The organism is Lentzea sp. NPDC004789, from assembly GCF_053601075.1.
In genome coordinates, this window is record NZ_JBSGBE010000002.1 from 687,408 (window position 1) to 698,674 (window position 11,267).

Consider the following 11,267-nt stretch of genomic DNA (forward strand, 5'->3'; position numbering starts at 1 on the left):
AGTGAGCACAATGCCTCAGACGGTGAAGCTGACGGAGTTCACGTACACGCAGACCGCGGCCCCGTGGATGACGTTGCCGGCGACGCAGCAGCCCCACTGGCACCACCACCCCGAGTTCGACCTGATCGAAGCCGAACTGTCCGGCGCGCTCCCCCTGGTCGCGCATTCCGAAATTCGCGAGGCGAAGCGCGCGCTCGGTCTCGCCGCGCTCGGCGAGGCGCGCGTGCTGCAGCTCGGCGACTGCGCGGAGTCCTTTTCCGACGCCGACCCGCTGACAACTTCCCGAAAGGTGCGCAACATCGGGCGCATCGCCGCCCGCATGGCGGAACGCTCGGGTCAGCGGGTGGCACGTTTCGGGCGGATGGCGGGCCAGTACGCGAAACCTCGTTCGAGCAACTTCGAAACGGTCGGCGGAGTCGACCTGCCGTCGTTCCGGGGCGAGCTGGTCAATTCGTTCGAAGCCGACACCGCGGCCCGTCAGCACGACCCCGAACGAATGTTGTCGGCCTACGACGCGTCGTCCGCGGTTATCCGAGAAGTGCGCGCCCATTGGGCGGGAACTGCCGAGGAACTGGACGGTGGCCCGTGGGTGGCGCACGAGGCATTGGTGCTGGATTACGAGAACGCGCTCATCCGCACCGATGAGCGCACCGGCGAGCAGTTCCTCACCTCGACGCACTTCCCGTGGATCGGTGAGCGCACCCGCCAGCTCGACCACGCCCACGTCAGCATGTTCGCCGCGATCGCGAACCCGGTCGGCTGCAAGATCGGCCCGACCGCCGACCCGGAGACCGTCGTGCGGCTGTGCCAGCTGCTCGACCCGCACCACACGCCCGGCCGGCTGACGCTGATCGTCCGCATGGGACACGAGGACATCCACGTCGCGCTCGCGCCGATCGTGCGTGCCGTGCAGCGCGCGGGCCACCCGGTCGTCTGGGTCTCGGACCCCATGCACGGCAACACGGTGACGACCGGAACTGGGCGAAAGACTCGACTTGTCTCTCATATCATCGAGGAGGCCACGGCGTTCCGGCACATCCTCGAGACCGAGGGCGCACACGCGGCGGGCTTGCACCTGGAAGCGGCCGCGACCGACGTGACGGAGTGCGTCGGTGGCTCCGTCCCCGACGAGAAGGCTCTCTCCGAGCGCTACGAGACCCTTTGCGACCCGCGGCTCAACCCCGACCAGGCGCTCAGGGTGATCGACTCGTTCTTCTGACCCAGACAGGGAAGCAGATGACGTCACCCCAGCCGGCCGACCGGGCCGCCGAGACCACCGCCGATGTCGCGGTCGTCGGTTGCGGCCCGGTCGGCCTCGTTCTGTCCATCCTCCTCGCGCACAAGGGATGGCGGGTCGTCATCCTGGAGAAGTACCGCGGCCAGTACCCGTTCCCGCGGGTGGTCGCGTTCGACGGCGAGACCGCGCGGTCGTTCGCCTCGGCCGGTATCGGCGCCGACCTGATGGAGCTCGGCGAACCGCTGGGGCAGTACATGTTCCAGAACGCCGAGGGCCGTGAGCTGTTCAGCTTCGAGGCCCCCTACGAGCCCGGCCGCGACGGCTGGCCGATCGCGACCGTGATGCACCAGCCCACGTTCGAACGGGCACTGCGCGACCACGTCGCGACGTTGCCGAACATCCGGACCTTGTTCGGGCACAAGGTGGAGGCGATCGAGGACAACGGCTCGTTCGTCTCGATCACCGCTCCCGGACCGGACTTCGAGGGCCCGGTGACCGCGAAGTGGGTCGTCGGCTGCGACGGCGCGAACAGCTTCGTCCGCGACGTCATGGGCACGCGCATGATCGACCTGAACTTCAAGCACGACTGGCTGCTGGTCGACGTCGTCTTCCACGAGAAGCGCGCGTTCCGCCCCAACGACGTGCAGGTGTGCGACCCGGCGCGGCCCACCACGATCGTCGCGTCCGGCCGCGGGCACCGGCGGTGGGAGTTCATGCGCCTGCCGGGCGAGTCGATCGAGGAGCTGTCCACCGTGGAACGCATGTGGGAGCTGCTCAAGCCCTACGACGTCACCCCGGACAACGCCGACCTGACCCGCAACATCGTCTACACCTTCCAGGCCGCGATGGCCGACAAGTGGCGCGACGGACGGCTCCTGCTGGCCGGTGACTCGGCGCACCTGATGCCGCCGTTCGCCGGGCAGGGCATGTGCTCGGGCATCCGGGACGCGGCGAACCTGGCGTGGAAGCTCGACCTCGTCCTGCGTGAGGTCGCCTCCGACGAGCTGCTGGACGCCTACCCGGCCGAGCGGGCGTCGCAGGTGCGGCACACGATCGAGATGTCCATCGAGGTCGGCAAGATCGTGTCGGAGCTGGACCCCGTCGCGGCCGCCCGCCGGGACGCGTTCCTGATCGCCATGCAGGCCAAGCCCGGGGGCGTCGACCTCGCGCCGTCCGCGTACGCGCTGGAGGACGGGATCGTCCGGCGGGGTGCCGGCGGGATCTCGCTGCCCGACGGTGAGTTGTCGCCGCAGGGTGTGGTGGCGCGCGGGACGGTCCGCGACCGGTTCGACGAGGTCGCCGGGCGTGGCTGGCAGCTGATCACCACGCTCGACCCGTACGAGGCGCTGGGCGAGGACGAGCTCGAGTTCCTCAAGACCCTGGGCGCGCAGCTGGTGCGGGTGATGCCGGCCGGGATCCCGCCGAAGATCGCCCGCGCGCACGAGGTCGTGGACGTGGAGCGGGTGTACCTGCCGTGGCTGGCCGGGCATCGGAAGGTGGCGGCGCTGGTGCGGCCGGACTACTACGTGTTCGGGTTCGCGAAGGACCGGGCGGACCTGCCGGAGCTGGTCCGCGAGCTGAAGGACCGGCTGCCGCTGCTCTGACCGCCGAGCTGACGCAGGGGTCCCCCGGCCAGGGGGACCCCTTCTCTCATTCTCGCAGACAGGTCTGACAGTCCGGCGTTTCCGCAGCTCAGGCCGTGCTTGGCAGGTAGGAGTGCAGGTCGGCGGGCAGGTCCTTGCGGTACTTCACGTTCAGCTTCCGGTACACCCTCGTCAGGTGCTGCTCGATCGTCGACGGCGTGATGAACAGCTTCGACGCGATCTCCCGGTTCGTGTACCCCACCGCCGCGAGCGCCGCGACCCGTCGTTCGGCGTCGGTCAGCGTGGCGATCGGGTCGACCGGCTTCTCCTCCGCCGGAGCGTCCTCGGCGTCGGCCTTTCCGCGCGAGGGCAGCAGCTCCTCGCACAGCTCCGCCGCGTCGCACACGTTCGCGACGTGCCACGCCCGGCGGGCCACCGTCCACGCGCGACGGTGCTCCCGCAACGCCTGGTGCGCCTTGGAGAGGTCCGCGAGCGCGCGGGCCAGCTCGTACTGGTCGCCGTACTCCTCCAGGACCGCCACGGCGTCCTGCAGCAGCTGCGGCCGGTTGTGCGGCTGGTTCGTGGCGGCCAGCAACCGCAACGCCACCCCGCGGGTGCGCGACGCGTCCGGCCCCAGCCGGGCCAGCTGCTCGTTGATCAGCCGTTTCGCCTCGTCGCGGTTCGCGCCGTGCAGCAGCCAGGCCTCCGCGGCCGAGGTCCGCCACGGCACCACCCCCGGCTGGTCCACCCCCCACGACGTCATCAGCTCGCCGCACGACAGGAAGTCCGCCAGCGCCGCGTAGTGCCGGGAGGTGGCCAGGTAGTGGTGCCCGCGCGCGTACAGGTAGTGCAACCCGTACCGCGACTGGAACATCGCCTCGGGCACCGGCTGTTCCAGCAGCGCCGCCGCCTCCTCGTGCCGTCCCATCCTCGTGGCGGCGTTGATCAGCACACCGAGCGGCAGGCCCAGCGCCACGCCCCATCCGCCGGCGGGCATGACGTCCAGCGCGTTCTGCGCGTGCTCGAAAGAGCTCGTCAGATCGCCGCGCCGCAACGACACCTCGGCGCGCACGGACGAGAAGAACGCCCGTGCCACGGCGAGGTTCTTCACGCGGGTCTCCTCCAGCAGCCGGTCGCACCACCGCGCCGCCACGTCGAGCCGGTCCGCGTACACCAGCGCCTGCAACGCGAGCATCGCCGATTCCGGGCCCCACGACGCGCTGTCGGACGGCCGCGCGGCCTGCAGCACGTGCTCGGCGTCCGTGGCGGAGGCGTCGTTCGCGCCGTACGTCAGCACGTTCGCCAACGCCGTGACGGCCTTGAGCATCGGCCCGGAGGTGAGGCTCACCGTGCGGGACTTCACCGGCTCCGGCTGGGGGCGCCGCGCCAGCGTCGGGTGCGAGCACGCCAGCCACAGCTCCATGGCGCGCAGGCCGCCGCTCGACGTCGTGGCGCGCCGGACCCTTTCCAGCGCCTCGGTGGCCTCGTCGACCTGGCAGTTCCACAGCATCGGCTGCACCAGTGAGATCACGTCGCGGTCCGAGAGCTGTCCGGCGCGCATGGCCGGCACCACGGTGCCCAGCCGGCGTCCGGCGGCGGACGGGTTGACCCGCCACTCCACCCGGACGAGCTTCGCCGCGATCGCCGCCCTGCCGTGCACCTCGACGCACGCCCGGTGCGCCAGTTCCAGGTACCGCAACGCCGTGTCGATCTGCTCGTCGCGCAGCGCGTGCTCGGCGGCCTCCTCGAAGACCGGCACCATCCACGGGTTCTCGGAGTGGTCGGCCATCACCAGGTACGGCGCCACCTCGGTCGCGGGCGCGCCTTCGTCGTGCAGCAGCAGGGCGGCGCCGAGGTACATCTCCTTGCGGTCCTGAGTGGACAGATCGTCCAGGACGGCACCGCGCGCGGCCGGGTCGCGGAACCAGCCGTCGCACAGCAGGCCGGCCTCGTTCATCACGTCCAGCGCGGAGCCGACGGCCTCGGCGTCCACACGGGCCAAGCGCCCCAACGACTCGCGCGTCGCGTTCTCGCCCGTCACGGCCAGCGCCCGCGCGACCGGCAGCACGTGGTCGTCGCAGCGGTGCAGGCAGCTGACCAGCGCCCGCCGGTAGCTCGGCCCGATCACGAGGCCGCCGTCGTCACGCGGCTTGCACAACCGCTGGTCGTCCAGCAGTGACCGCACCAGCAACGGGTTGCCGCCCGTGAGCGCCATCGCGTCCGCGGCGTGCCGGGGCACCTCGAAGATCTCGTCCAACGCGCTCAACGGGGCCAGCTGCACGTCGCGGCAATGCGGATGCCGCAACAACTCCGTGTGCAACGGCGTGTGCGCGGCGCGCGGTGACGCGGTCTCGGTCAGCATCAGCAGCACCTTGACCTGGCCGAGCCGCCGGATCAGGTACAGCAGCCAGTGCAGCGACGACGGGTCGGCGTGCTGCACGTCGTCGATGCCGATCACCAGCGGCGCCTCGGCCGTCAGGTCCATCAGCGCGATGCACAGGGCGTGCAGCTGCCGGGCCGTGGGACCGTCGGCGGACCGGGCGGCCGCGTCGAGCAGCTCCCCCACCTCGGCCGGAGCGTCCAGGGGGTGGAAGATCTGGCCCACCACACCGAAAGGCAGGTCGCGTTCGAACGCCGAGCAGGTCGCCTTCACGAAGCTGACACCGCAGGCCTCGCCGAACGCGTGCAGCAGCTCGGTCTTCCCGCTCGCCACCGGACCGGTGAGCAGCGCGACCCTTCCGGATCCTGACAGGGAGTCCGTCAACAGCGTCTCCAGGGCGGCCCACTGGTCGTCGCGCTCGACGAGACCGTGCAGCCGTGCCCTGGTGGTGCTGTTGTCGGACGTCCTGGTCATGATGATGTACCTCTCGCCACGACGAGTCGGCACCGAGGGTCTCAGGCGGACACATCCTCATGAAATCGATACGTGCCGGTTCTAGGGGTTCCCTTGAACCTGGCGTGCGTTGCAACACTAGGACTTCTCCCGGTGCGCCGTCCGGCAGGCTCGCCTTCACCAGGCGTGGAGAAGGGTGAGGTCCATGAGCCAGCGGCCGGTCCTGTTCGTCAGTCTGCCGGAAAGCGGCCTGCTGAACCCCATGCTCGTGCTAGCGGAGGAGCTGTCGCGCCGCGGTGTCGAGGACCTGTGGTTCGCCACCGACGACAAGGGCCGCGAGGAGGTCGAGGCGGCCGCGGCCGGCGCACCGATCCGGTTCGCGTCGCTCGGCGAGGTGATCCCGGAGATGTCGTCGGTGACGTGGCCCGACGACATCTACGCGAAGGTCACGCAGCGGTCGAGGTTCAAGGCGCGCAAGGCCGTCATCGAGCAGACGCACCGGCCGTCGCTGCGCGTTCCCAAGTACCGCAGGCTGGCCGAGCTCGTCGACGAGATCCGGCCCGCGCTGATGGTCGTCGAGTCGATGTGCATGTTCGGCTACGAGGTCGCGATCACCAAGGGAATCCCTTTCGTGCTCAGCAACCCGTTCGTGCCGTCCAACCTGGTCACGTCCGCGGTGCCGATCGGCCCGTCCTACACGCCCGCGGAGTTCCCGCGCCCGCACACCGGTTTGCCGGCGGACATGTCGTTCACGCAACGTTGGGCCAACAAGCTCTTCGGGTGGCGCACGCTCGCGATGGCGTTCTCCAAGCAGAACAAGGAACGCAACGCGGAGAACGCCCAGGTCGTCGAAGAGCTCGGCATCTCACCCGAGGCGCTCGGCCAGTTCGCGCGGGTCGAGAGGTCCGAGCTGGTGCTGTGCTACTCGATCCCCGAGATGGACTACCCGTTCGAGATCCCGGCGAAGATCCGCACGGTCGGCGCGCTGGTGCCGCCGCTGCCCCAGGCCGAGCCCGGTGAGCTGGGCCGGTGGCTGGACGCGCAGAAGTCGGTGGTGTACATGGGCTTCGGCACCATCACCCGGCTGACCCGCGCCCAGGTCGAGGCGTTCGTGCAGGTCGCGCAGCGGTTGGACGGCAAGCACTCGGTGCTGTGGAAGCTGCCCCGCGACCAGCAGAAGCACCTGCCCGCGACGCTTCCGCCGAACCTGCGCATCGAGACGTGGGTGCCGTCGCAGCTCGACGTGCTGGCGCACCCGAACGTCAGCCTGTTCTTCACGCACGCGGGCGGAAACGCCTACACCGAGAGCATCTACTTCGGCAAGCCGATGGTGTCGCGGCCGTTGTGGGTCGACTGCTACGACCAGGCGGTGCGGGCGGAGAGCTTCGGGGTCGGGCTGACGCTGGACAAGCCCCACACCGTCGATCCCGACGACGTCGTGGACAAGCTCACCCGCGTCCTGGAAGACCCGTCGTTCCGCGAGAACGCCGAGCGTCTCGCCGCGCTGCAGCACGCCGCCGGCGGCCGCAAGACCGCCGCCGACCTGATCCTGTCCCTTCCCGCGCTGTCCGCGAAGTGAGCTGACGATGAGCTACCGCTACCCGGTCTCGATGCCGTCCCTGCGCGGCAACGAGCTCGACTACACGACGAAGGCCGTGACCGACGGCTGGATCTCCTCGCAGGGCCCGTACGTGCCGCAGTTCGAGGAGGCCTTCGCCGCCTACAACAACGTCCGGTATGGCGTCGCCTGCTCGTCCGGCACGACGGCGCTGACGCTCGCGTTGCGCGCGCTGGGCGTCGGTCCCGGCGACGAGGTGATCGTCCCCGAGTTCACGATGATCGCGAGCGCGTGGGCCGTCACCTACACCGGCGCCACGCCCGTGTTCGTCGACTGCGCCGACGACCTGAACATCGACGTCACCAAGATCGAGGAGAAGATCACCCCGCGCACCAAGGTGATCATGCCGGTGCACGTCTACGGCCGGCAGTGCGACATGGAGCCGATCCTCGAACTGGCCTACGAGTACAACCTGCGCGTGGTCGAGGACTCCGCGGAGGCGCACGGCGTCAAGCCGACCGGCGACATCGCGGCGTTCTCGCTGTTCGCCAACAAGATCATCACCTCGGGTGAGGGCGGCGTCTGCGTCACCAACGACCCGCACCTGGCCCGGCAGATGGCACACCTGCGCGGCATGGCGTTCACCCGCGACCACAGCTTCCTGCACAAGAAGCTCGCCTACAACTTCCGCATGACGAACCTGCAGGCGGCGGTCGCGCTCGCGCAGACCGAACGCCTCGACGAGATCATCGCGACGCGCGCGCGGATCGAGAAGCGGTACGACGAAGGCCTTCGGGGCATCGAGGGCATCACGCTGATGCCGCCGCGTGACGTGTTGTGGATGTACGACCTGCGCGCGCAGCGCCGTGAGGAGCTCATGGGGTTCCTCGCCGGGAAGGGGATCGAGACCCGCCTCTTCTTCAAGCCGATGAGCAGGCAGCCCGGCTATCTCGACCCGGTGTGGCCGTCGCTGAACGCGAACCGGTTCGCCGAGGACGGGTTGTACCTCCCCACCCACGCCGAGCTGACCGAAGACGACCAGGACTACATCGTGGGGCAAGTCCGCCAGTTCTACGAGGGATGACATGACCACTGACGCCGCCGCCGGCCTAGTCCCGTTCATGCTGCGCCGCCCCGGCGCGCCGTTCCCCCCTCCCGAGTACTCCGAGTTCCGCGACCGACCCGGCCTGGTGAAGGCCGCGCTGCCGTCCGGCGAGACCGTCTGGCTGGTCACGAGGCACGAGGAGGTGCGCGCGGTGCTGACCGACCCGCGCATCAGCTCCAACCCGACGCACGAGGGCTTTCCGCGTCCGTCGCGGACGGTGGGCGCGCCGTCCGCGGACGACGTGCCGGGCTGGTTCGTGTCGCTGGACCCGCCGGACCACAACAGGTTCCGCAAGGCGCTGATCCCCGAGTTCACGGTGCGCCGCATCCGGTCGCTGCGGCCCGCGGTCGAGGAGATCGTCGACCGCGCCATCGACGGGATGCTCGCGAAGGGCGGCACCGCCGAGCTCGTCGAGGACTTCTCCCTGACGGTGCCGTCGCTGGTGATCTCGTCACTGCTGGGCGTGCCCAAGGTGGACCGGGACTTCTTCGAGGAGAAGACGAAGGTCCTCGTGACGCTGACGTCGACCGACGAGGAACGCGACAAGGCGTCGGAGCACCTGCTGCGCTACATCAACCGGCTGATCACCATCAAGTCCAAGCGGCCGGGCGACGACCTGATCAGCAGGCTGCTGCAGGGCGGTCTGCTGACGCCCCAGGAGCTGTCCGGTGTCTCGATGCTGCTGCTCATCGCGGGCCACGAGACCACCGCGAACAACATCTCGCTCGGCGTCGTCACGTTGCTGCAGCAGAAGCAGTGGATCGACGACGACCGCGCGATCGAGGAGCTGCTGCGCTACCACTCGGTGGCCGACCTGGTGGCGTTGCGGGTGGCGATCGAGGACGTGGAGATCGGCGGGCAGCTGGTCCGCGCGGGCGAGGGCGTCGTGCCGCTCGTGGCAGGCGCGAACCACGACCCGGAGATGTTCGAACGGCCGCACGAGTTCGACCCGTCCCGCTCTGCCACCGGGCACGTGGCGTTCGGGTACGGCGTGCACCAGTGCCTCGGTCAGAACCTGGTGCGGCTGGAGATGGACGTCGCCTACCGCGGCCTGTTCGGGCGCATCCCGACCCTGGAGGTCGCGGTACCGCTGGAGGAGCTGCAGTTCAAGTACGACGGAGTCCTCTTCGGACTCCACGCGCTTCCCGTGCGCTGGTAATCCTTGGAGGACGGCAATGGCTCGGATCAGTGTGGACACCGGCAAGTGCATCGGCTCGGCACAGTGCGTGCTGGCCGCGCCGGACGTGTTCGACCAGGACGACGACGGGTTCGTCACCGTGCTCGACGACAACCCGTCGGGTGAGGCGGAGGCGACCGCGCGCACGGCCAGGGGCATCTGCCCGGCGCAGGCGATCACCGTGCACGACTAACGGCCGCGGCGGGGCTTCGCGCGTTTGGCCGGCTGTTCGGGCTGCTGACGCGCGGGGCTCCGCCGCTGCTGTTGCGGCTTCTGCTGTGGCTTCTTCTGGGGCTGCTCCGGCGCGGGGCCTCGGGTGCTGTTGACCGTGCGGCCGCGGACGATGCCGATCATGTGCTCGACCAGCTCGGGGTTCTCGTCCCGGATCGGGAACGCGAGCGCCACCCGCGACTGAGGGGCGTCGGTCAGCGGCACGTACTTGAGGTCCTTGCGGTGGTGCAGCCGGGCCAGCGACTGCGGCACGACCAGCAGCCCGACCCCGGCGGCCACGAGCTCGATCGCGTCCGCGGTGGTCTCCGGCCGTTCGACGGGCGGCTGACCAGGCTGCTCGTCCCACTCCAGGGTGTCGTCGAGCGGCTGCCACAGCACGTGCGGCCTCAGGTCCTCAAGGGACAGTTCGTCGGCCGCCGCGAACTCGTGGTCCTTCGGGCACACCACGACCGTGGTCTCGGTGTAGAGCGGGATCGCGTGCAGGTCCTCGCGGTCGCCGGGCAGCCGCAGCAGCGCGGCGTCGGCCTCGCCTTCGCGCACCTTCTCCCCGGCCTCGGCGACGGTCACCTGCACGAGGGTCAGCTCGGTCTCCGGCAGGCGCTCCTGCCAGACCCGTGCCCATTTGCCCGGCGTCACGCCTGGGACGTACGCGAGCGTGAACGATCCGGTCACGCGCTGAGGCTACCGGACGCAGCAGTTACTCTGTGTGGCATGAAGTCGCAGCAGACGATGAAGCCCGCCACCGCCGCCAAGAAGCTCGGCGTGTACCTCGAGGCCACGCCCGAGGAGTTCCAGGCCGGGGTCGTGTCGCGCGACGAGCTCAACGAGCTGCAGGCCAACCCGCCGGAGTGGCTGCGGGACCTGCGCCGCAACGGCCCGCACCCCAAGCAGCTCATCGCGCAGAAGCTCGGCATCTCGACGTCGGGCCTGGTGCGGGCCGGCATCACCGAGGCGCTGACCACCGAGCAGATCAACGCGATCAAGGACGAGAACCCGGACTGGCTGGTCCGCGAGCGCGCCACCTACCAGGAGTTCAAGGCCGAGGAGGCGCGCCTCGCGGAGAAGGCGCGCCTGGAAGAGCAGTCCTAGCAGCGCTCTTCGGTGTCGGCCGCGTAGACCGTTTCGCCGCGGCCGACCGCGCCGTAGGCCTTGGTGCACTTGTTGACGGTGTGCAGGCCGTCGGACCAGACCTCGCGGTCGTTCTTCGGGTCGACGTTGTAGCCCTGCAGGTCACCGGTTCCCTTGACCCACAGGCCGGCGCCCGCGTCGAAGCCCCGGTGCGTGCTCGCCCACGACTCCCACACGAACGTGTAGCCGTAGTTCTTGTCACAGCCGACGAACTGCTTGATCGAGGCGATGGTCTCGCCGCCGCCCTTGAGGATCTTCGTCGCGCCGATCTGCGTGACGCGCGAGCAGCCCGGTGCCGTCTCGGCGGTCGCCGGGGTGCCTCCCAGCAGCGCGATGCCCGCGGCCAGGCCGACCGTGAGCACGATGCTCTTGAACTTCGTAGCCATGTTCAGCACCGTGTCAGCGAGCGCTGACA

Annotated in this window: 10 protein-coding genes; 7 read left to right on the top strand and 3 right to left on the bottom strand. The window is 69.7% G+C overall.

The genetic code is table 11. From position 1 onward, the window contains the following. Nucleotides 1–10 precede the first annotated feature (10 nt). Together ACWEIJ_RS07060 and mhpA are read left to right on the top strand one after the other, a co-directional pair. On the top strand, nt 11–1,219 hold the full coding sequence (locus ACWEIJ_RS07060; RefSeq protein ID WP_449836244.1) for a 3-deoxy-7-phosphoheptulonate synthase: 1,209 nt from the start codon (nt 11–13) through the stop codon (nt 1,217–1,219). Nucleotides 1,220–1,236: 17 nt separating this feature from the next. Next, nucleotides 1,237–2,841: a bifunctional 3-(3-hydroxy-phenyl)propionate/3-hydroxycinnamic acid hydroxylase MhpA gene (mhpA, locus tag ACWEIJ_RS07065; RefSeq protein ID WP_449836245.1), complete on the top strand. Its 1,605-nt coding sequence runs from the start codon at nt 1,237–1,239 to the stop codon at nt 2,839–2,841. 88 nt (nt 2,842–2,929) lie between these two features. Here mhpA and ACWEIJ_RS07070 read toward each other — a convergent pair whose 3' ends face one another. Continuing rightward, a complete protein-coding gene (locus ACWEIJ_RS07070) occupies nt 2,930–5,674 on the bottom strand; it encodes an AAA family ATPase (protein WP_449836246.1) in 2,745 nt (914 codons plus the stop codon). Between the two features lie 184 nt (nt 5,675–5,858). On the opposite strand from ACWEIJ_RS07070, the gene ACWEIJ_RS07075 reads away from it, so the two are divergent. From ACWEIJ_RS07075 to ACWEIJ_RS07090, 4 genes are read left to right on the top strand one after another with little or no spacing between them, the layout of a single operon-like run. After that, on the top strand, nt 5,859–7,232 hold the full coding sequence (locus ACWEIJ_RS07075; RefSeq protein ID WP_449836247.1) for a glycosyltransferase: 1,374 nt from the start codon (nt 5,859–5,861) through the stop codon (nt 7,230–7,232). A 7-nt stretch (nt 7,233–7,239) separates the two neighbouring features. Further along, complete coding sequence (locus ACWEIJ_RS07080; RefSeq protein WP_449836248.1) at nt 7,240–8,295, top strand: DegT/DnrJ/EryC1/StrS family aminotransferase; 1,056 nt, start codon at nt 7,240–7,242, stop codon at nt 8,293–8,295. 1 nt (nt 8,296) lies between these two features. Then, on the top strand, nt 8,297–9,475 hold the full coding sequence (locus ACWEIJ_RS07085; RefSeq protein WP_449836249.1) for a cytochrome P450: 1,179 nt from the start codon (nt 8,297–8,299) through the stop codon (nt 9,473–9,475). A gap of 16 nt (nt 9,476–9,491) precedes the next feature. Beyond that, nucleotides 9,492–9,686: a ferredoxin gene (locus ACWEIJ_RS07090; protein WP_449836250.1), complete on the top strand. Its 195-nt coding sequence runs from the start codon at nt 9,492–9,494 to the stop codon at nt 9,684–9,686. Here the strand turns inward: ACWEIJ_RS07090 and ACWEIJ_RS07095 are convergent. Further along, nucleotides 9,683–10,396 carry a LysR family transcriptional regulator substrate-binding protein gene (locus tag ACWEIJ_RS07095; RefSeq protein WP_449836251.1) on the bottom strand — a complete coding sequence of 238 codons (714 nt, stop codon included), beginning with the start codon at nt 10,394–10,396 and terminating at the stop codon, nt 9,683–9,685. The two genes, ACWEIJ_RS07090 and ACWEIJ_RS07095, sit on opposite strands and share 4 nt — an antisense overlap. A 57-nt stretch (nt 10,397–10,453) precedes the next feature. Here ACWEIJ_RS07095 and ACWEIJ_RS07100 point away from each other — a divergent pair, with 57 nt between their 5' ends. Then, the gene (locus tag ACWEIJ_RS07100) at nt 10,454–10,813 is read left to right on the top strand and encodes a DUF5997 family protein (protein WP_449836360.1); all 360 of its coding nucleotides are present in this window, start codon (nt 10,454–10,456) and stop codon (nt 10,811–10,813) included. Here ACWEIJ_RS07100 and ACWEIJ_RS07105 read toward each other — a convergent pair. Next, the gene (locus ACWEIJ_RS07105; protein WP_449836252.1) at nt 10,810–11,238 is read right to left on the bottom strand and encodes a hypothetical protein; all 429 of its coding nucleotides are present in this window, start codon (nt 11,236–11,238) and stop codon (nt 10,810–10,812) included. The two genes, ACWEIJ_RS07100 and ACWEIJ_RS07105, sit on opposite strands and share 4 nt — an antisense overlap. Between the last annotated feature and the right edge of the window lie 29 nt (nt 11,239–11,267).

Coding starts and splice junctions, on each gene's coding strand:
- ACWEIJ_RS07060 (WP_449836244.1), top strand. CDS start 11: ATGCCTCAGACGGTGAAGCTGACGGAGTTCACGTACACGCAGACCGCG.
- mhpA (WP_449836245.1), top strand. CDS start 1,237: ATGACGTCACCCCAGCCGGCCGACCGGGCCGCCGAGACCACCGCCGAT.
- ACWEIJ_RS07070 (WP_449836246.1), bottom strand. CDS start 5,674: ATGACCAGGACGTCCGACAACAGCACCACCAGGGCACGGCTGCACGGT.
- ACWEIJ_RS07075 (WP_449836247.1), top strand. CDS start 5,859: ATGAGCCAGCGGCCGGTCCTGTTCGTCAGTCTGCCGGAAAGCGGCCTG.
- ACWEIJ_RS07080 (WP_449836248.1), top strand. CDS start 7,240: ATGAGCTACCGCTACCCGGTCTCGATGCCGTCCCTGCGCGGCAACGAG.
- ACWEIJ_RS07085 (WP_449836249.1), top strand. CDS start 8,297: ATGACCACTGACGCCGCCGCCGGCCTAGTCCCGTTCATGCTGCGCCGC.
- ACWEIJ_RS07090 (WP_449836250.1), top strand. CDS start 9,492: ATGGCTCGGATCAGTGTGGACACCGGCAAGTGCATCGGCTCGGCACAG.
- ACWEIJ_RS07100 (WP_449836360.1), top strand. CDS start 10,454: ATGAAGCCCGCCACCGCCGCCAAGAAGCTCGGCGTGTACCTCGAGGCC.
- ACWEIJ_RS07105 (WP_449836252.1), bottom strand. CDS start 11,238: ATGGCTACGAAGTTCAAGAGCATCGTGCTCACGGTCGGCCTGGCCGCG.